The 19,512-nt window shown below is 48.1% G+C and carries 18 protein-coding genes and 1 riboswitch; of the genes, 9 read left to right on the forward strand and 9 right to left on the reverse strand.

Translation table 11 applies throughout. The features are described 5' to 3' along the window. Positions 1–173: 173 nt before the first annotated feature. The gene (locus tag ABIC15_RS10635) at positions 174–1,667 is read left to right on the forward strand and encodes a malate:quinone oxidoreductase (RefSeq protein ID WP_354020663.1); all 1,494 of its coding nucleotides are present in this window, start codon (positions 174–176) and stop codon (positions 1,665–1,667) included. A gap of 62 nt (positions 1,668–1,729) precedes the next feature. Here ABIC15_RS10635 and ABIC15_RS10640 read toward each other — a convergent pair whose 3' ends face one another. The 7 genes from ABIC15_RS10640 to ABIC15_RS10670 all read right to left on the reverse strand — a co-directional run bounded on the left by ABIC15_RS10640 (position 1,730) and on the right by ABIC15_RS10670 (position 9,992). Beyond that, positions 1,730–2,272, reverse strand: a complete 543-nt coding sequence (locus ABIC15_RS10640; protein ID WP_012371862.1) for an ECF transporter S component — start codon at positions 2,270–2,272, stop codon at positions 1,730–1,732. Positions 2,273–2,624: 352 nt separating this feature from the next. Beyond that, positions 2,625–4,154, reverse strand: a complete 1,530-nt coding sequence (gene ahpF / locus ABIC15_RS10645) for an alkyl hydroperoxide reductase subunit F (RefSeq protein WP_012371861.1) — start codon at positions 4,152–4,154, stop codon at positions 2,625–2,627. A gap of 14 nt (positions 4,155–4,168) precedes the next feature. Next, the gene (ahpC, locus tag ABIC15_RS10650) at positions 4,169–4,732 is read right to left on the reverse strand and encodes an alkyl hydroperoxide reductase subunit C (protein WP_012371860.1); all 564 of its coding nucleotides are present in this window, start codon (positions 4,730–4,732) and stop codon (positions 4,169–4,171) included. A 220-nt stretch (positions 4,733–4,952) separates the two neighbouring features. After that, positions 4,953–6,353: a decarboxylating NADP(+)-dependent phosphogluconate dehydrogenase gene (gene gnd / locus ABIC15_RS10655; protein ID WP_354020664.1), complete on the reverse strand. Its 1,401-nt coding sequence runs from the start codon at positions 6,351–6,353 to the stop codon at positions 4,953–4,955. Between the two features lie 18 nt (positions 6,354–6,371). Continuing rightward, positions 6,372–7,718 (reverse strand): GntP family permease, encoded by a 1,347-nt coding sequence (locus tag ABIC15_RS10660; RefSeq protein WP_354020665.1) that lies wholly within the window; start codon positions 7,716–7,718, stop codon positions 6,372–6,374. Positions 7,719–7,741: 23 nt separating this feature from the next. Then, a complete protein-coding gene (gntK, locus tag ABIC15_RS10665; protein ID WP_114596741.1) occupies positions 7,742–9,283 on the reverse strand; it encodes a gluconokinase in 1,542 nt (513 codons plus the stop codon). Beyond that, positions 9,276–9,992, reverse strand: a complete 717-nt coding sequence (locus ABIC15_RS10670) for a GntR family transcriptional regulator (protein WP_354020666.1) — start codon at positions 9,990–9,992, stop codon at positions 9,276–9,278. Before ABIC15_RS10670 ends, gntK begins: the two co-directional genes overlap by 8 nt. 182 nt (positions 9,993–10,174) lie before the next feature. Between ABIC15_RS10670 and ABIC15_RS10675 the strand changes: the two genes are divergently transcribed. The 5 genes from ABIC15_RS10675 (at position 10,175) to ABIC15_RS10695 (ending at position 16,091) form a co-directional block, all read left to right on the forward strand. Continuing rightward, positions 10,175–11,083, forward strand: a complete 909-nt coding sequence (locus ABIC15_RS10675; protein ID WP_012371855.1) for a ketopantoate reductase family protein — start codon at positions 10,175–10,177, stop codon at positions 11,081–11,083. A 199-nt stretch (positions 11,084–11,282) separates the two neighbouring features. After that, on the forward strand, positions 11,283–12,701 hold the full coding sequence (locus tag ABIC15_RS10680) for a polysaccharide pyruvyl transferase family protein (RefSeq protein WP_012371854.1): 1,419 nt from the start codon (positions 11,283–11,285) through the stop codon (positions 12,699–12,701). 108 nt (positions 12,702–12,809) lie between these two features. Next, positions 12,810–12,911: riboswitch (SAM riboswitch) on the forward strand. A gap of 85 nt (positions 12,912–12,996) precedes the next feature. Then, the gene (locus ABIC15_RS10685) at positions 12,997–14,397 is read left to right on the forward strand and encodes an amino acid permease (RefSeq protein WP_354020667.1); all 1,401 of its coding nucleotides are present in this window, start codon (positions 12,997–12,999) and stop codon (positions 14,395–14,397) included. Further along, entirely contained in the window at positions 14,372–15,304 is a 933-nt protein-coding gene (gene mmuM / locus ABIC15_RS10690) for a homocysteine S-methyltransferase (RefSeq protein WP_354020668.1), read from the forward strand. Before ABIC15_RS10685 ends, mmuM begins: the two co-directional genes overlap by 26 nt. 67 nt (positions 15,305–15,371) lie before the next feature. After that, positions 15,372–16,091, forward strand: a complete 720-nt coding sequence (locus ABIC15_RS10695; RefSeq protein WP_012371851.1) for a hypothetical protein — start codon at positions 15,372–15,374, stop codon at positions 16,089–16,091. Positions 16,092–16,235: 144 nt separating this feature from the next. Here the strand turns inward: ABIC15_RS10695 and ABIC15_RS10700 are convergent, their stop codons facing one another. Next, positions 16,236–16,658 carry a MarR family winged helix-turn-helix transcriptional regulator gene (locus ABIC15_RS10700; RefSeq protein ID WP_354020669.1) on the reverse strand — a complete coding sequence of 141 codons (423 nt, stop codon included), beginning with the start codon at positions 16,656–16,658 and terminating at the stop codon, positions 16,236–16,238. Between the two features lie 199 nt (positions 16,659–16,857). Here ABIC15_RS10700 and ABIC15_RS10705 point away from each other — a divergent pair, with 199 nt between their 5' ends. After that, positions 16,858–17,313: a CBS domain-containing protein gene (locus tag ABIC15_RS10705; RefSeq protein ID WP_012371849.1), complete on the forward strand. Its 456-nt coding sequence runs from the start codon at positions 16,858–16,860 to the stop codon at positions 17,311–17,313. Positions 17,314–17,328: 15 nt separating this feature from the next. Beyond that, complete coding sequence (locus ABIC15_RS10710; RefSeq protein ID WP_354020670.1) at positions 17,329–18,567, forward strand: MFS transporter; 1,239 nt, start codon at positions 17,329–17,331, stop codon at positions 18,565–18,567. Between the two features lie 70 nt (positions 18,568–18,637). Here the strand turns inward: ABIC15_RS10710 and ABIC15_RS10715 are convergent, their stop codons facing one another. After that, entirely contained in the window at positions 18,638–19,060 is a 423-nt protein-coding gene (locus ABIC15_RS10715) for a DUF1801 domain-containing protein (RefSeq protein ID WP_012371847.1), read from the reverse strand. Between the two features lie 86 nt (positions 19,061–19,146). Here ABIC15_RS10715 and ABIC15_RS10720 point away from each other — a divergent pair, with 86 nt between their 5' ends. Next, on the forward strand, positions 19,147–19,512 hold the full coding sequence (locus ABIC15_RS10720) for a WapI family immunity protein (RefSeq protein ID WP_354020671.1): 366 nt from the start codon (positions 19,147–19,149) through the stop codon (positions 19,510–19,512).

Below are 19,512 nucleotides of genomic sequence, written 5' to 3' on the forward strand. Positions count from 1 at the left end.
ATGTGCGCATTCAATTCAGGGAAAGCAGATTTATTTTTAGTGGGAAACACCCGATATTTTAATTTATGAACGACCTGTGATAGGGTTATACTGGAAAGGTAAGTTGTCGTCATACGAGCGCTTTCAACTGGTATGACAGGTCCATAATATCAAACGGGGATAGGAAGGATATCATGAGCAGTATGCCTAAACAAACAGATGTTATTTTAATTGGTGCCGGAGTCATGAGCGCAACACTAGGGGTCTTATTAAAAGAGCTTGCGCCAGACATGAACATTAAAGTATTCGAGAAGTTAGCGAGTGCTGGGGAAGAAAGTTCAAATGAATGGAACAACGCGGGGACAGGTCACGCAGCACTGTGCGAACTGAACTATACGACGGAAAATGCCGACGGAACGATCGACATCAGCAAGGCCGTTAAGGTCAACGAACAGTTCCAACTGTCGCGCCAATTTTGGTCGCACCTCGTCAAAGAACAAGTCTTGCCGAATCCGAAAGAATTCATCATGCCGATTCCACATATGAGTATGGTCGAAGGCGCGGAAAACGTCACGTTCCTGAAAAAACGATTGGAAGCGCTATCAGCTAATCCGTTGTTTAAAGGGATGGAGTTTTCGGAAGATCCGGAACAGCTGAAGCAGTGGATTCCGTTAATCATGGAAGGCCGGACGTCACCGGAGCCGATTGCAGCAACAAAAATCGATTCGGGAACAGACGTCAATTTCGGAGCACTGACACGGATCCTGTTTGATCACTTGAAACAACTCGATGTCGAAATCAACTACGGTCACGGTGTCGAAGACTTGAAACGGGTCGACGGCGGCTGGGAAATCAAAGTCAAAAACGAACGCGACAACCGGATTGAACATCATACCGCGAAGTTCGTCTTTATCGGCGGTGGTGGCGGCAGTCTGCCATTGCTTCAAAAAACAGGGATTCCGGAGTCGAAACAGATTGGCGGATTCCCGGTTAGCGGCTTATTCCTCGTCTGTAAAAACCCGGAAATCGCCGAGCGTCATCATGCGAAAGTCTACGGGAAAGCGAAAGTCGGCGCACCGCCGATGTCTGTCCCGCACTTGGATACACGTTACATCGACGGTCAAAAATCATTGTTATTCGGACCGTTCGCCGGCTTCTCGCCGAAGTTCCTCAAAACGGGATCGAATCTTGATTTAATCACATCGGTCAAACCAAATAACGTCTTGACGATGCTTGCGGCAGGCGCAAAAGAGATGGGATTGACGAAGTACTTGATCGAACAGGTCTTACTGTCGACGGAGCAGCGGATGAACGAACTGCGTGAGTTCATTCCGAACGCGAAGACGGAAGACTGGGATGTCGTCGTTGCCGGACAACGGGTTCAGGTCATCAAAGATACACCGCAAGGCAAGGGGACACTTCAGTTCGGAACGGAAGTCGTCAGCGCGGCAGACGGTTCGGTTGCAGCGTTGCTCGGTGCGTCACCAGGCGCTTCAACAGCTGTACCGGTCATGCTGGAAGTGCTGGCCAAGTGTTTCCCGGATCAACTGCCTAGCTGGGAAGCGAAAATCAAAGAAATGATTCCGTCGTACGGCACGTCACTCGTCGCGAATCCGGAACTCTTTGATCAAATCCACGCCGAAACAACAAAAACACTCGAATTGACGGAAGCACAGCCGATTCGTTAAACACATTATATAAAATAACAAAACCCCGTTCTCTTGAAGAGAGCGGGGTTGTTTGTGTGAAGTCAGCCTCGTTGACGGAAGAAACGTGTTTTCTTTAGGGCAATCCCGACTGGAATCGCGACAAGAATTCCGACGACGTTTTGTGTGATGTTACCTGGAATCGATAATGCTGGAGCTACCCAGTTACTGTACAAAATCCCTTCGCAGATATAATAGACAGCGAGCATGGCGGGAACCGATGCAATCATAGCAAGCAGATTGACACCGGGCTTTGTTCCGTTACGTCCATATGTCCAAGCAATCCAACCGACGATGAATCCTTGTAAACCGCGACCGACAAAGGAGAAAGGCGCCCAAAGTGCCCAACCAGACATGATATCGAAAAGTCCCATCCCAACTGCACCGGCAATCATTGCTGTCCGAGGTCCGAAGAGAATTGCGATCAGGAACAACATCGCTGTTCCCATGTGGACGAGTCCGCCATTTGCCGCAATCGGCAATTTAATATTAATGAAAAATGTAGCAACAAAAACAAGTGCAATCGACATTGAAGTGATGACGAGTTGCCGGGTACGAGTGCTTGAATACGGTGCTGCTTTTTGCATGTGTCAGACCTTCTTTATGATAGATTTTGAATACTCTCAATCTATCAGATAACTGGTCTAGCTAAAAGTGTCAATTTCGAACAATTTATAGAGGTCAGTTTGAACTTCTCATTCCAATGATGAAAGCACATCGTCAAAAGAGGCTTTCTCGTGACTTCTACGGGAAAAAGCGCGTTTACGCGCTGTCAGAGGCAGGCGAGACCCGGCTTTAAGACCTGCTGGTCGCAAAAGCCGCGGCTTGCGCCTCGCCCGAGAAAAGCACGGGAAAAATCCTCTTTAGTTGACGGAGATTCTGTTTATGTTAGATTTTGCAATCAAAAAAACGCCTTGCCGAAGCAAAGCGTTTCGATAATCAGTTCCGAATCATGTAATCGAAGGCACCGAGTGCAGCGGTAGCACCTGATCCCATCGAGATGATGATCTGTTTGTAAGCACTGTCCGTACAGTCGCCGGCTGCAAAGACACCCGGGATGTTCGTTGCGCCATGACGATCAACAAGGATTTCACCGAACTTGTTGCGTTCGATAGTTTCGCCGAGCCAGTCTGTGTTTGGCACAAGACCAATCTGGACGAAAACACCTTCGAGCTCGACATGGTGCTCAGCACCTGTTTCGCGTTCGACATACGTGATGCCGTTCACTTTATCCGTACCCGTGATTTCCTTCGTCTGGGCGTTGGCCACGACCGTGACGTTTGGAAGACTCGCGAGACGGTCTTGTAAGACCGCGTCTGCCTTCAGTTCCGGTGCAAATTCAAGCACCGTCACATGTTTGACGAGACCGGCCAAATCAATCGCCGCTTCGACACCGGAATTCCCGCCGCCAATGACCGCAACACGTTTTCCTTCGAAGAGTGGACCATCACAGTGAGGACAGTACGCAACCCCTTTGTTCTTGAATTCAAGTTCGCCCGGCACACCGATGTTGCGCCAGCGTGCTCCTGTTGAGAGGATCAGACTCTTTGTTTTCAAGACTGCACCGTTTTCAAGCTCCAACTCAACGAGGTCTTTTTTCTCAAGACGCGTCGCCCGTTGCAGGTTCATGACATCGATGCCGTACTCTTTGACGTGTTCTTCAAGACTCGCGACGAGTTTTGGACCTTCCGTATACTTCATGCTGATGAAGTTCTCGATACTCATCGTATCCATGACTTGACCGCCGAAACGTTCCGCGACGATTCCCGTCCGGATACCTTTACGTGCCGCATAAATCGCAGCACTGGCACCGGCAGGACCGCCACCGACGACAAGAACGTCGTACGGGTCTTTATCCGCGAAGTCTGAAGCATCGACACCTGTGCCGAGTTTCGCAAGAATCTCTTCGAGCGACATCCGACCGTTTCCGAATGCTTCGCCGTTGACGAAGACAGTCGGGACAGCCATGATTTCTTTTGCTTCGACTTCCTGTTTAAAGGCACCGCCGTCAATCATCGTGTGGCTGATGTTCGGGTTCAGGACACTCATGACGTTTAGGGCTTGAACGACATCCGGACAGTTGTGGCAGCTGAGACTGATGTACGATTCGAAATGATACGTTTCTTTGATACCTTTGATCTGTTCGATCAGTGCGGCGTCGATTTTCGGCGCGCGACCGCTGACTTGGAGTAACGCCAAGACGAGGGACGTGAACTCGTGACCGAGTGGAATCCCGGCAAATGTAATGCCGCTCTCTTCACCGACACGATTGACGCTGAAGCTTGGTGTCCGCGGCAAGGCCGCCTGTTCGATGCTGATGCGTGTTGACATGCTCGCGATTTCTTCGACGAGCTCGCTCATCTCAAGAGAAACGGAGTCTGTCCCGGCGCTGACCGCGAGGACAAGATCTCCTTCCAATAAATCGAGGTATTGAGCGAGTTGTGCTTTAATATCTGCTGCTAAAGCCATCTCAAATCCGCTCCTTAAATTTTTCCGACGAGGTCAAGGCTCGGTGTAAGTGTTGCAGAACCTTCTTCCCATTTCGCTGGGCAAACTTCGCCTGGGTTGTTGCGTACATATTGTGCTGCTTTGATTTTGTTGACGAGTGTGCTTGCGTCACGGCCGATTCCGCCTGCATTGATTTCAACCGTTTGGATAACGCCGTCCGGATCGATGATGAACGTTCCGCGGTCTGCCAGTCCGTCTTGCTCGTTTAGGACTTCGAAGTTACGTGAGATAACGTGTGACGGGTCACCAATCATGACGTACTCGATTTTACCGATTGTTTCTGAAGTTTCGTGCCATGCTTTATGTGTAAAGTGCGTGTCTGTTGAAACTGAGTACACTTCAACGTCGAGCGCTTTGAGTGTTGCGTATTGGTTTTGAAGATCTTCGAGCTCAGTCGGGCAAACGAATGTAAAGTCTGCTGGGTAGAAACAAACGACACTCCATTTTCCACGAAGGTTGGCATCTGTAAGATCGACGAACTCTCCGTTGTGGAATGCTGATGCACTAAATGGTTTTACTTCACTTCCGATTAAAGACATGATAAAAATCCTCCTGTTGGGTTCTATTTAAGAATCTGTTCTAGTAGAAAGTAAAAACTGTATCTATCACACTAGAATAATTCTAATCTAATACTAATTTCATATAGACGCTTAGTTTTGTCAAGACATAACCTGCAATTTCCTATTCTGATAAACAAAGTGTGAACAAAAAAAGAACTTCCATTTCCTTAAATGAAACAGGAAATGAAAGCTGTATAAGTTACTGCCAGTCCGTATGGAACGTTCCTTCGCGATCGGTCCGGGCATACGTATGGGCGCCGAAATAATCACGCTGGGCTTGCAAGATGTTCGCATTGGAGTTCGCCGTCCGGTAGCTGTCGTAATAAGTCAGCGATGTGCTGAGACACGGAGCAGCGAGTCCGGATAATGAACTTTCAGCGACCACCTGACGCAGTGCTGTTTGATAATCTTGCACCTTGTCCGCGAAGTACGGTGCAAGCATTAAGTTCGCAAGCGACTCGTCTTTCGCAAACGCCTCACTGATGACATTGAGGAACTCGGCACGGATGATACAGCCGCCTCGGAAAATCAAGGCGATTTCTTCAAGACGCAGGTTCCAGTCGTATAGTTCGGATGACGTCCGGTACTGTGTGAACCCTTGCGCGTAAGCCGCGATTTTCCCCATGTAGAGCGCTTGGCGGATCCGTTCGATCCAGACGTCTTTATCGAGCATCTCACGGGCTTCCGGTCCACCGAGGAAGGAAGCAGCAGCGACACGTTCTTCTTTGACGGCAGAAAGATAGCGGGCGAAGAGGGCTTCCGTAATGATGGACGAAGCAATCCCGTTATCAATCGATTGCATGCTCGTCCATTTGCCTGTCCCTTTTTGACCGGCTTGATCCAGGATGACATCAATCAACGGAAGACCGGTTTCGTCATCTTTTTTGCGGAGAATATCGGCTGTAATCTCGATCAGATAACTTTTCAGCTCGCCTTCATTCCAAGATGCGAAGACATCCGCGATTTCTTCGACGTCGAGTCCGAGACGAACCCGGAGGAAACTGTACGCTTCCGCGATCAGCTGCATGTCGGCATATTCGATCCCGTTGTGAACCATCTTGACGAAGTGGCCGGCCCCTTTTGGTCCGATGTAGACGCAACACGGTTCGCCGTTCACTTGTGCCGCAATCTTCGTCAAAATCGGCGCGACTTGTTCGTAGGCTTCTTTTGTACCGCCCGGCATGATGGCAGGGCCGGTTCGCGCACCGACTTCACCGCCGGAGACGCCGACACCGATGTATTCGATTCCGTGTTGTTGCAACTGATCAAAGCGGCGTTCCGTATCATGGAAATGCGAGTTTCCACCGTCCATGATGATATCGCCTGTTTCGAGGTGTGGAATCAGCGACTCGATGACCGAATCAATGGCACTTCCCGCCGTGACCATGACGAAAATTTTTCGTGGACGGGCTAGGGATTGAACAAAATCAGCCACCTCGTAATAAGGATGCACCGACAATCCTTCGTTATGTGCCATTAAGTCATCTGTCAAATCACGTGTGTAGTTATAGACAGCGACGTCTTCCTGACGGCTTGCCATGTTCAAGGCGATGTTGCGCCCCATGACGCCGAGCCCGATGACTCCGATTGAATGTAGCATAGTGTACCGACTCCTTTTTTAGACGACGAGACTGAGCAGAAGGACGAATCCAAGTCCGAAGACGGAAATGATTGTCTCAAGCAAGGTCCACGTCGCGAAAGTTTCTTTCATGGTTAATCCAAAGTATTCTTTAAACATCCAGAATCCGGCGTCGTTGACGTGTGAAGCGATCAAACTGCCGGCTCCTGTTGCGAGGACGACGAGCGCCAGATTGACATCCGATTGACCGAGCAACGGAATGACGAGACCGGCTGTCGTCAGTGAAGCGACGGTTGCCGAACCAAGTGAAATCCGTAAGATGGCTGCGATGATCCACGCCAGTAAAATCGGTGATAATGTCGTATCTTCGAACAGGTGAGCGACGAATTTACCGACACCACCGTCAATCAGGACCTGCTTGAAGGCACCGCCGCCGCCGATGATCAGTAGCATCATTCCGATTTGTGTGATGGCCGTCGTACAAGAATCCATGACGGTTTTAATGGGAATCTGACGGGCCAGTCCCATCGTGTAGATAGCGAAAAGCAAGGAAATCAGCATCGCCGTCGATGCGTTTCCGATGAATTGAACGGCAGATAAAACAGTGTTGCTTTCCCAACCGAGCGTTTTTTGTAATAACGTTAAAATCGTGGCAATCGACATCAGGAGGACAGGCAGCATCGCTGTGAAGACACTGATACCGAATCCTGGTGTCTCGTCGAGATTAAATTCTTTTTGTTCCCCGAGTGAAGCGATGTTGCCGGTTTTCTTGAATGAATCCGGAACGATTCGTTTCGCGATTTTCGTAAAGATCGGACCGGCGATGATGACGGTCGGTACGGCTACAATAAAGCCGTATAAGAGAACTTGACCAAGGTCAGCTCCGTATTCTCCGGCAATAACGGTCGGGCCCGGGTGAGGCGGAAGAAAGCCGTGTGTGACGGAAAGGGCAGCAACCATCGGAATCCCGAGATACAAGATCGAGACGCGTAACTGACGTGAGATGGCGAAGACGATTGGAATCAACAACACCAAGCCGACTTCAAAGAATAACGCAATCCCGATGATGAATGAGGCGACAACGACAGCCCATTGGATGTTCTTTTCCCCAAACTTCGCGACAAGCGTCATCGCGATCCGTTGCGCACCGCCTGCATCGGCAATCAATTTCCCGAGCATGGCACCGAGTCCGAAGATTAAGGCGAGGTGACCAAGCGTGCCGCCGAGACCGGCTTCAATCGTCGTGACGATTTGATCAAGCGGCATTCCAAGCAGTAAAGCGACGACGAACGAGACGATGATTAAAGAAACGAACGTGTTTAATTTTAACCCCATAATTAAAACGAGTAACAGAATAATCCCGATAGCAACAATGACTAATGGCATGTGACTTCCCCCAAAAACTTAAATTAAATTTCTTTTTGAATCAGACCCCGTTGATACGTAGCGATGCGTCGATAATCCGTTTCCAGGACACGTGCCAAACTGATGAAGATCGGCAGTAACTGACGGTATTCGTGCATTGCTTCCTCATTTGGCACATGGCGATGTGTATCGCCGATCATGTCTGCTGCCACCTCGAACGAATCGACTTCCCCTGTCGCATACAATCCGAGAATACAGGCTCCAAGACATGAACTTTCAAAACTTTCCGGAATGACGACTTCCGACTCGAAGATATCTGCCATCATTTGACGCCACACTTCAGAACGGGCAAACCCCCCGGTTGCCTGAATCCGTGTGACCGGACCATCCATACATTCGATTAACGCCAGGAAGACAGTGTACAAGTTATAAATGACACCTTCCAGGGCGGCCCGAATCATATGTTCTTTTTTATGCGACAGCGTCAATCCGAAGAACGAACCACTGACATCCGGATTCCAAAGCGGAGCCCGTTCACCGGACAAATACGGATGGAACAGTAAACCGTCTGATCCGGGACGGACGCGTTCGGCAATCTTCGTCAGGACGGCATATGGATCAATACCAAGACGTTTCGCGGTCTCGACTTCCGCCGAGGCCAGTTCGTCACGAATCCAGCGTAAGACCATGCCGCCGTTATTGACCGGTCCACCGATGACCCAATGGTTCTCGGTTAAGGCGTAACAGAAGATCCGGCCTTTTTCATCCGTTTGCGGACGGTCGATGATTGTCCGGATTGCGCCGCTCGTTCCAATCGTAATGGCGATTTCGCCTTTCCGGATCGCGTTAACCCCGAGATTCGACAGGACGCCGTCGCTTGCCCCGATCAGGAACGGTGTAGAAGGATCTAGGCCAATTTGTTTGGCGTATTCCGGTGCTAAATCGGTAAAGGACGTTGTCGTCGAAACCGGTCGCGACAATTTGGTTGCATCGATGCCTGCGACCTGTAACGCTTCCGCATCCCAGTCGAGATCATGGATGTTGAATAAACCGGTCGCTGAAGCGAGTGAATGGTCGATGACGTATTGTCCAAACAGACGCTGGAAAACAAATTCCTTGATCCCGATATATTTTTTCGTCCGTGCCGCAATGTCCGGATGCTCTTCGACGAGCCAACAAATCTTGCTGAGCGGCGACATCGGGTGAACCGGAGTTCCGGTGCGGTGATAAATCGAGTAACCGTACTGTTCCTTGATCCGGTTCGACCAGACTTCGCTCCGGCTGTCGGCCCACGTGATGCAGGCGGTCAACGGTTGATCGTGTTCATCTATCGCAATCAAGCTGTGCATCGCACTGCTGAAGGCGACGAACTTCGGTTGCTCGGTCGGATGTTGTTTCGTCATCAACCGGATGCTTTCGAGCACGGCATGGAAGATCTCTTCCGGATCCTGCTCCGCCGTCGAGCGATTCGGCGTGTGGAGCGGATAGCCGACGTTCGTTTGTCCGACGACTTCTCCTTTTGTCGTAAAGAGTACGGCTTTGGTGCTCGTCGTCCCAATATCAATCCCTAACATGTGTTCAGTCATGTGGTTCGACTCCTTTCGTCATCAGTTGTTGCGATTTCCATAAATCCTCAACCTCTTGCACATCATCAAAGTTCTGATGCAGCGAAGCAATCATTCGTTTGCGGTCGCCGGTCTCAATCGCTTCGATGTAGAGGGCATGGTTCTCGAGAATCCGGTCAAAATCTTCGATATCGTCTTCGATTCGTTGACGCATCGACAGCAGGATGAAGCTTTCCATGACAGGTTTGAGATTCTGCCACATCATGCTGACATATCCGTGATTAATCGACCGGATGATCGTTTCGTGAAACAGGACGTCTTGATACGAAAATTCATCCGCATCCTTATACTTGATGGCAATCTTCATCATCTCGAGAACTTTGCTCAGTTCACGGACCAGATCTTGACGATCCATCTTAACGATCCGCTCAAAAACGAATGTTTCGATTAACAGACGGACATCGTAAATTTCCTGGATGTCTTGTTTGGACAGTCCGACGACGACGGCGCCCATGCGTTCCAACCGGATGATGCGTTCTGACGCCAATACCTTCAGGGCATCCCGGACAGGAGACCGGCTGACGGAAAAATCAGCAGCCAGTTTGTTTTCGGATAGGACGGTACCGCTCTCGATCTTGCCGGAAATGATCCGCATCCGCAGTTCATGGGCGACACGATCACCGGCGGATGCTTTTGATAACCATTTAATCGGGTATAAAAGATCAGACATAAAAAACACCCTCTTTGTCGAATAAGTATACTTGTATACAAGTAGTATAAACGAGGAAAACTAAAATGCAAGCGCTTTAATTAAATTGTCATCTTTATCAAAATTACGGCTTTTCGATGTGATAGGCTAGAGAACGAAAGCGTAGAACAGATCGGAAGACATCAGTCAGATGGAGGGATAAAATGAAAATTTTAGTAGTCGGTGCCGGTGCCGTCGGTGGTTATTTCGGGGCACGATTGGCGGAAAAAGGGGAAGACGTCACATTTTTAGTCCGTGAACGCCGGTTTGAGGAATTGCGTGCGGGACTTCAGGTCAAGAGTCTGCATGGAGATATTACCTGTTCTCCGCGTCTGATCCGGACCGGAGAAAAAGGAACGTTTGATGTCATTCTTTTATCGACCAAGGCCTATCATCTGGAGCAGGTGTTAGAGGACATCGAACCGTTCGTCGCAACCGATACATATATTTTGCCGTTGCTAAACGGAATGGCCCATTTAAAGCAACTGGAGCAACACTTCGGAGCGGAACGTGTGCTGGGCGGACTCTGTTTCATCGAGTCAACGCTTGATGGAAAAGGACACATCGTACAGACGAGTCCGTCCCACCATCTGTTATTTGGTCCATTGCCGGGAACGCGGACAGACCGCTTGGAAGAATTGAAACAGCATTTGACCGGAACAGCGGCTCCGATCAACTATTCAGATACGATTACCCGCGATATGTGGAATAAGTATCTGTTCATCACGACGTTTTCCGGTGTGACGTCGCTTTTCCGTTCAGCAATCGGTCCGATTCGTTCGCAGGAAGAAGGAATGATGATGATCCGCCGCCTGGCAACGGAAGCCAAAGAAGCGATGGAACGCCAAGGTGCTGTGTTCAGTGATGGGATTGAACAGATTCAACAGCAACAGATCGCACAAATGGATGAAACGATGAAGTCGTCCTTACAACGTGACATGGAGAAAGGTAATGAAGTCGAGTCAGCTCATTTGTTCGGCACACTTCTTTCGAAAGATGAAGCGACGCAAGTGATGTTGCCGGCGATTTATGCAAATCTCAAAATTTATCGTATGTCGAGAAAAGATGTTTAACTAGTTGTTATATAGGGAACATTTGTTAGTTTGTATTGAGCCTATATTTTTCATAATCCACAATAATGTGTAATTTTCAGCTATTCGTTGACTTGCTGAATTGCATTCAACTATCCTTGAAAAGACAAGATGGTTAAAAAAGCAAAATATATTTTATATTTTTTAAATGAAAACAGAAGTGAGAGGGGAATTATTTTACATGAAACGTATTATTATCCGTGCGGGTATGACACCGTTTGAACAGTTCGACGCAGAATATTTGATGAAGCATAACTCAATCGGAGGGAACGTCGGAAACCTGATTTATCAATACAGTATTTTCCGCACCCTGATGACAGAGGGCACGACGATCACACCGGATTACTACTACTATGAAGAAGAGCGTGCAGATGAAATCAATGCGAACTTCGATTTATATGTCATTCCACTCGCTGATGCATTCCGTAAAGAATTCGTCCCGACACTTCGTAAATATACAAAATTGATTAAAAAACTAAAGATTCCGGTCGTCGTCATCGGTGTCGGTTTACGCGCACCGTTTGAAGCGAATTTAAACGACGGTTTTTCATTTGATGAAGACGTTAAAGCGTTTGTCAGCGCAGTTCTTGAGCGCTCAAGCATGCTTGGACTTCGCGGCGAAATCACATCAAAATATTTGACGCGTCTTGGTTTCCGCGAAGGAATCGATCACAAAGTCATCGGTTGCCCATCGATGTATGCGTTTGGTCGTGATTTGAAAATTCGTGAAACGAATATCACAAAAGATTCAATGATCGGTGTCAACTCGTCACGTCTTGCACCGCAAAACGTCCTTAACTTCATCACACGCGGAATGGAAGAGTACCCGAACCACTACTTCATCCCGCAATGGATGAAAGAGTTGCGTTTGACGTACACAGGAACACATCCGATTGCTGACTTATCCGTCACGAACTATCCGGTCAAGATGTCGGATCCGACTTACATGAACGACCGTGTCCGCTTCTTCTTGAACGCGCAGACATGGATCAACTTCTTGAAAGAAGCTGACTTCAGCTTCGGAGCACGTCTTCACGGTAACATCACGGCAACACTTGCCGGAACGCCAAGTATCCTGATTCCGAAAGATGCACGGATGCGCGAATTAACGGATTATCACCAATTGACACACATTTGGGCAAATGACATCACAGACAGCACACGCTTGTCGGATGTGATTGAGTCGGCTGACTTCCAAAGTCCGACACGTGTTCAAGCACGTAACTTTGATAACTTCGTGGAATTCCTGAATACAAATGATCTAGAACACATCTACAAAGAAACGAACTATCCGGAGAACGTTCCGTTTGATCGTGAAATGGCCAAAGCAGAGTTGCTTCCGGTCGTTAAACCGATCACAGGAATCAGTATCGAAGAAGCCGTTTCACGTTTTGAATCATATTTCCCAGCCGAAGAACAAAAAATCGTGGCAGCTCAAAAACGCGATAAAGCGAAAATGGCTGAAAAAGATAAGAAAATCAAATCACTTCAAGGCAAGTTGAACAGTCAAACAAAAGAAATGAAGCATCAACAAGGCACATTGAACCGGAAAGCGGTTCGGATGGCATTGAAGACAGCTGATTTGTTTGCGAAGAAATAAGCGACAGACGTCTTATACCGTTTTGGTGTAAGGCGTTTTTTTTACATGATAAATTCTGAATTGTGTTGACAATTCAGAACAGGGTTGGTACTGTTATGAAAAATTACATTCTTATCCAGAGAGGTGGAGGGACTGGCCCTTTGAAGCCTCAGCAACAGGTCGAAAGATACTGTGCTAATTCCTGCGGGTGTTGTACCCGATCGATAAGCTTCCTTTGATTGTCGACCGACGCACCCATGCATGTGGGTGCGTTTTTTTTTTAGTTTAACGAGAAAAAGAGGAGTGTGGAGGAGTAATGAAAGAAGGAACGTTTCGGCGGAAAATGGAATCCCGGCATATCGTCATGTTGTCACTCGGCGGTGTCATCGGGACCGGATTATTTTTAAGTACAGGCTATACGCTCGAGCAGGCCGGTCGGGTCGGCACGATTTTATCTTACCTGGTCGGAGCGCTGGCGATTTATCTGGTAATGCTTTGTCTAGGGGAGCTGGCGGTACATATGCCGGAGACGGGTGCCTTTCACAGCTACGCGACGAAATATATTGGATCCGGAACAGGCTATACCGTCGCCTGGCTTTACTGGCTGACTTGGACGGTCGCGCTCGGTTCGGAATTTACGGCAGCCGGTTTATTGATGCAACGCTGGTTTCCGGATGTTCCGGTCTGGCTGTTCAGTGCTTTATTCGTCGTCATGATTTTAGGCATCAATGTCTTGACGGTCCGCTTGTTCGCGGAAGTTGAATTTTGGTTTTCTGCCGTCAAGGTGCTGACGATTTTAGTGTTCATCGTCTTAGGAACAGCAGCAATCGTCGGATTCTTGCCCCTCGCGGACGGCTCACAAGCACCGCTTCTCGCTCCGTTGACGGAGGGGGGCCTGTTTCCGAACGGAGCGTTCGCGATCTTGATGACGATGCTTGCCGTTAACTTTGCCTATTCCGGAACAGAGTTAATCGGGATTGCAGCAGGTGAGGCGGTCGATCCGAAACGGACGGTTCCTCTCGCCATTCGAACAACAGTCTTCCGGCTCGTCTTATTTTTTGTCGGGACGATCATTGTTCTTGCGATTCTGTTACCAAATGATTCAAAAGGAGTGCTTGAAAGTCCATTCGTTGCTGTGTTTGAACGGATCGGTCTTCCGTTTGCAGCAGACATCATGAACTTCGTCATTCTGACCGCGATTTTGTCAGCAGCGAACTCGGGTCTGTACGCCGCATCACGGATGTTGTGGTCTTTATCCGATCAACGGATGATTACGCCGTACTTTTCTAAATTAAATGCGAGCGAAGTGCCGACACGTGCCGTTCTCTTCAGTATGCTCGGTGGTCTGCTTGCCCTGTTCTCCAGCGTCTATGCACCGGGTTCCGTCTACATTGCGCTTGTCTCGATCTCGGGACTGGCAGTCGTCGTTGTCTGGATGAGTATCAGCGCCTCACAGTTCATGTTCCGCAAGCGCTATCTGCAAGAGGGGCATGATCTAAACGATTTGGTTTACCGGACGCCCTGGTATCCGTTTGTACCGATTCTGTCGTTTTTAATGTGTTTGGCTTCATTGATCGGAATCGCCTTTGATCCGACGCAACAGGTCGCCCTCTATTTCGGGGTTCCGTTTATCGCGGTCTGTTACATCGTTCATCATCTGACAAAAACATCATGGAAACGGAGTGTGGAAGATGTCAAAGAACAACAATCCAGTTGAACAACTGTTAAAAGAAAAACCCTATATTTTATTGGACGGAGCACTGGCGACGGAACTTGAACGCCATGGGAGAAATCTCGATGATCCGCTTTGGTCGGCCCGGGTACTGCTTGAAGAACCGGAACAGATTCACCGCGTCCATGCGGATTATTTTAAAATCGGGGCGGATTGCGCCATCACGTCCAGCTACCAAGCGAGTGTCGCCGGCTTCAGCAGCCGGGGGATTAAAGAAGAGGAAGCGATCGAGCTGATGAAACAAACGGTCTATCTGGCACAGCAGGCACGTGCGGAAACCGGACCGGCAGCGGATCACGCTTTGATTGCGGGATCGATTGGTCCTTACGGTGCCTATCTCTCGGACGGATCCGAATACATCGGTCATTACGGAGTCGACAATGCGCAACTTGAAGCTTTCCACCGTCCTCGTCTGGAAGCGTTAATCGCGGCAGGGGCGGACGTGTTGGCATTTGAGACGATTCCCTCCTTGCAGGAAGCGAAAATGCTGTTCCGGCTGCTCGAGGAGTTTCCGGAACAATCGGCCTGGCTTGCCTTTTCCCTGCGTGACGCAACACACATCAGTGAAGGAACACCGTTGAGTGAATGTATCGAAGCGTTAGGAGATCATCCGCAACTGGCGGCGATCGGCGCGAACTGTTTTCCGGCATCGATTGCGACGGAGTTCATCACGACATTAAAACAACTGACGGATGTCCCGATTATCGTTTATGCGAATTCCGGTGAACAGTATGATCCGGTCAGCAAGACCTGGTCCGGTGCAGCAGTGTGTACAGCGTTTGAAGACATTGCCCCGGAATGGTATGCAGCAGGTGCCCGGTTGATTGGCGGGTGTTGCCGGACGACACCGGAGCAGATCGGAAAAATTAGGAAGATAGTACATGCACAATAATGAATAGAGAAGGAAAACTTGCTGACTAGCTAGAATGTCTAGACTGGTAAAGTGAGGGGAAGAAAAAGTGAATCAGCGAGTTAAACAAATTGAAAAACTGTTACAAGGTGTCGCGCCTCATAGAGTTGACACACGAAATGTATTTTATCGACCGTTTACACCACGACCCAAAAGTGAAAGGAACTTTGATATTTATTTAATGGGTATCAATCCTGCAACACCAATCTCAGTTCAACAATATCCATTGGATTGTTATATGGAGGCCTTAAGTTGTCCTGAGAAATATATAGAAATGTATTCATATGTCAGGAGTAAGGGAGGAAATCCTTCAAGAACACGTTTAGGAATTACGAGTTTTTCCGAAGAACTTCGTAATAGGAGCGGGTTGAATGTTTTAGAAACAAACGTTATTCCATATCCGACGCGTAACTTAAAAGAATTAAAGTATTACGAGCGAAAATTTCCACAAGTCATTCAACAAGCCGAATCGTTATTTTATGAATTACTACTGATTGATCGCCCTAAAGTACTTATTGTTTATAGTAAAGCGAGTCTTCTGTACTTGTTGAATATTTTGCTGGGGAAAAATATTGTAATTTCTAATTCTGAGCTCAGTGCTCTTAAGAAAAAATCCATTCGCTTATTAGAAAAAGAAAGCACTATAAAATTTGTATATCCAACTGGAGAAGAAGCGGAGATATTTAGTTGCCGACACCTTATGTACTACGGGTATCATGGAAATAGTTTTATTAATTTTAAATCGAGAATATTTAAATCCTTACTTTAATTAAGATTGGAGTTCTATTAGGCAGAAATCTTAAAAGACGGATATTAAATAGTTCGCATTTTAAAAATTTGTATCACAAAAGATAGAGAGAAGGATCTTAGCGTCCCTCTCTCTATCTTTTTTATAGGTATGATGATCAGAAACTCACCGTTCCCGTAATGCCTGATTAAACTGTTTCAGCAGTCGGCCAAATGACTCGGTATCCTCATCCGGCCAGTTGGTTAACAACCGTTCGATGCTCGTCAGACGGGCTGTCCGGTAAATCTCGAGCTCCTGTTGACCGTAATCGGTGATGTTGTAAAAGAAGGCACGGCCGTCTGTCGGGTCTTTTATTTTTTCGACTAATTTTTTCTGATCGAGCGCAGCAGCTTGCCGGCTGACGGTCGAGACGTCAAGTTGTAACTCACGGGCAAGGGTTTTGACACCGACTTGGCCAGAATGTAATAACTGGCGCAAAAGCAGGTAGGAAGCACGGTCCAAGTTCCGATTATCCGCCGTTGCCGTCGTTAAACGGCGAATGAGAATCGCCAGTTCCAGTTCGATTGTTTCCAGGGATTGATTCGACATGTTGTCACCTCTCATTAGCATTCATTGCCCTCATCATTACGCACGAGCTGTCCTCTGTCAATCAAAGGCAGGCTTCTTGACAAGGTTATAGTTGTATTATACAATCATAAATGTTATTTAATTGTATCGTGAAACTTATTGTTATGAACTTATTTTAATTACATCTTTTAATTACAGCATCTGATGAAGGAGAATTCCGATGAAAGCTTATCAATCGATGAAAGAAACAGTCATTACCGTCAACGAACAGGATACGATCCGCACGGTGGTTGAACGTTTTATCACGTCCGGTATCAGTGGGGTTCCGGTCGTCAACGGAGAGCAGGAAGTCGTCGGCTATATCAGCGACGGCGATATCATGCGGGCCATCGGCAAACATAAAGACATCATTGTCGATACGTTTTTGTACGTCGATGTCATCAAAGGTGATGACGAAAATTACGAAGAACGGGTCCGTCACATCTTGACGCGACCGGTCATGGAGATGGCACGCCGGAAAGTCGTGACGGCTACGACAGAAACGGAAATGGAAGAAATTGCGGCGACACTCGGCGCAAAACGAATTAAAAAATTACCGATTCTCAAAGACGGAAAGCTCGTCGGAATCATCAGTCGCGGTGACGTCATCCGTCACTCCTTTAAACAGTTTATTTAAGAAAGAAGGATTTATATGGCTCTTGCTGAAAAAACAACAACACTTGCGCCTGAAACAGTCTTAGCGGAAAGTAAACACGGTTTGCTGCATCAACCGATTGCTGTTTGGGCCGTATTTTTTGCCAGTATCACGGCATTCATGGGAATGGGGCTCGTCAATCCGGTTTTACCGACGATTGCTGAAAACCTCGAAGCTTCCAAAAGTGAAGTCACACTCTTATTTACAAGCTATAACGCCGTCATGGCGTTTGCGATGCTGATCACCGGTGCGATTTCTTCGCGGATCGGTCAAAAAGGAACACTGATGCTCGGGATTGCCGTCATCGCTACGGTTGCCGGTTTTGCATCACAAGCCGACAGCATCTGGACACTCGTCGCGTTACGCGGTGGTTGGGGACTCGGGAATGCACTGTTCGTTGCAACAGCACTTGCAGCAATCGTCTCGCTGTCATCCGGTGGAACAGCGAAAGCAATCATCTTATATGAAGCGGCAGTCGGTCTCGGGATTTCAATCGGTCCATTGCTCGGTGGAACACTTGGTTCGATCACATGGCGTGCACCTTTCATGGGTGTTGCGACGATCATGGTCATCGCGTTTCTCGTGTTATTATTCCTGATGCCGAAACCGGTCGCAACCGCAACACCGGCGAAAAAGATTTCGTTGATTGCGCCGTTCCAGGCAATGAAACACCGGTCTTTACTGACGCTCGGTATCGTCGCCGCCTTGTATAATGTCGGATTCTTCACGATCATGGCCTATGCGCCGTTCGTCATGAAGCTCCCGGCAAAAGGACTCGGTTTCGTCTTCCTCGGTTGGGGAATGTTGCTTGCGTTGACATCCGTGTTAACCGCACCAAAATTAAAACAATGGCTCGGAACAATCAAAGCAATGGTACTGATGCTTCTCTTGTTCGCCGTCCTGTTGTTGTTAATGGGGATCTTTACGGAAACACCAGCTGTCGTCATCGTCTGTGTCATTCTTGCCGGGGCAGTTCTCGGGAATAACAACACCTTGATTACGACAGCCGTCATGGATGCAGCACCGGTCGAACGTTCGACAGCATCCGCTGCATACAGTTTCTTACGTTTTCTCGGGGCAGCCATCGCGCCATTCATGGCCGGTAAATTGGCTGAAATCTACAATGCTAACCTGCCGTTTTATGTCGGCAGTGCGTTCGTCTTACTGTCTGTTGTCATCATCTGGGTTAATCTCAAACATATTCGTCATATCGACACAGCAGATAGCGGGCATTAAATTGAAACAGTAAACGAAACGTCCTTTCTTTCGCCAAATCAGCGGAAGCAGGGACGTTTTTTTGGGGAGCTTAGTATTTCGGATAGGTTGTTTCGAGAAAAGCGACCGAATGGACAATCAGTTCTCTTAAGACAAGCAGGTCGACATCTGCTAATTTAGTGATAGAGATGCAGCTTTTACCGCTCGTGTGTTTGCCGAGGCGCGCGAGGTACTGGTCCCGCTCAATACCAGTCGCAAGATAAAGGCTGATATTCGTCTTGCGCGGCGAAAACCCGACGAGAAACGATTCGCCTTCGTGACCGGACGCATAATGGTAATGGTAATGTCCGCATCCGACGATGTTTTCTCCCCACATGACGGCCGGTTGCCCCGTCATTTCTTCGAAAATCTGGCGTAACTGTTCGCAGTCCGTTCGTTTCGTGACAGGTGTAATCTGACTTAAAAAGGCATCAACACTCTGATCTGTCGGCAACGTCTTTTGTGATGTACTCATCGGAAGTCTCCTTTCGTAAGAGGACAAACTATACCGGATTCGATATAAAACCATTCCCTGTCTGGCAGGCATTCATTCAAAAAGAGGTGATTTCGTTGAAACATATTATCCCGTTTACAGGATATGAGGAAACGCTGGCGTGGCACATCATGGAAGTGAATCGATCGTCGGCTGTATTAAAAATCGAAGTTTGGCATCAGGCTAAAAAAATTCATCAGATGACGTTGTCGTTTGAAGAGTATGACCGGTTTGCCGGTGAGTTCCGGATGGTACACGAACGGTTTCCGGGAAGCGTTTCTTTTAAAAATAGTGAGTTTGTCTTTGAATTGATTTACGACCGGCTTGGGCACGTCCGGATTGAATGGAGCTTTTCCGGTGAATCGAAACACGTACTGCCGTCCGATCAAAGTTACATCGGACAAGCCCTTGCTTTGATTGGTGTCTACCTGTGA

The organism is Exiguobacterium sp. PvP048 (genome assembly GCF_040549175.1).
GTDB classification, from domain to species: Bacteria; Bacillota; Bacilli; order Exiguobacteriales; family Exiguobacteriaceae; genus Exiguobacterium_A; species Exiguobacterium_A artemiae.

Bases quoted from the DNA above. Each gene is read 5' to 3' on its own strand.
- mmuM (WP_354020668.1), top strand. From the start codon at position 14,372: ATGTCAAAGAACAACAATCCAGTTGAACAACTGTTAAAAGAAAAACCC.
- ABIC15_RS10705 (WP_012371849.1), top strand. From the start codon at position 16,858: ATGAAAGCTTATCAATCGATGAAAGAAACAGTCATTACCGTCAACGAA.
- gnd (WP_354020664.1), bottom strand. From the start codon at position 6,353: ATGCTACATTCAATCGGAGTCATCGGGCTCGGCGTCATGGGGCGCAAC.
- ahpF (WP_012371861.1), bottom strand. From the start codon at position 4,154: ATGGCTTTAGCAGCAGATATTAAAGCACAACTCGCTCAATACCTCGAT.
- ahpC (WP_012371860.1), bottom strand. From the start codon at position 4,732: ATGTCTTTAATCGGAAGTGAAGTAAAACCATTTAGTGCATCAGCATTC.
- ABIC15_RS10675 (WP_012371855.1), top strand. From the start codon at position 10,175: ATGAAAATTTTAGTAGTCGGTGCCGGTGCCGTCGGTGGTTATTTCGGG.
- ABIC15_RS10710 (WP_354020670.1), top strand. From the start codon at position 17,329: ATGGCTCTTGCTGAAAAAACAACAACACTTGCGCCTGAAACAGTCTTA.
- gntK (WP_114596741.1), bottom strand. From the start codon at position 9,283: ATGACTGAACACATGTTAGGGATTGATATTGGGACGACGAGCACCAAA.
- ABIC15_RS10700 (WP_354020669.1), bottom strand. From the start codon at position 16,658: ATGTCGAATCAATCCCTGGAAACAATCGAACTGGAACTGGCGATTCTC.
- ABIC15_RS10660 (WP_354020665.1), bottom strand. From the start codon at position 7,718: ATGCCATTAGTCATTGTTGCTATCGGGATTATTCTGTTACTCGTTTTA.
- ABIC15_RS10670 (WP_354020666.1), bottom strand. From the start codon at position 9,992: ATGTCTGATCTTTTATACCCGATTAAATGGTTATCAAAAGCATCCGCC.
- ABIC15_RS10680 (WP_012371854.1), top strand. From the start codon at position 11,283: ATGAAACGTATTATTATCCGTGCGGGTATGACACCGTTTGAACAGTTC.
- ABIC15_RS10635 (WP_354020663.1), top strand. From the start codon at position 174: ATGAGCAGTATGCCTAAACAAACAGATGTTATTTTAATTGGTGCCGGA.
- ABIC15_RS10640 (WP_012371862.1), bottom strand. From the start codon at position 2,272: ATGCAAAAAGCAGCACCGTATTCAAGCACTCGTACCCGGCAACTCGTC.
- ABIC15_RS10715 (WP_012371847.1), bottom strand. From the start codon at position 19,060: ATGAGTACATCACAAAAGACGTTGCCGACAGATCAGAGTGTTGATGCC.
- ABIC15_RS10685 (WP_354020667.1), top strand. From the start codon at position 12,997: ATGAAAGAAGGAACGTTTCGGCGGAAAATGGAATCCCGGCATATCGTC.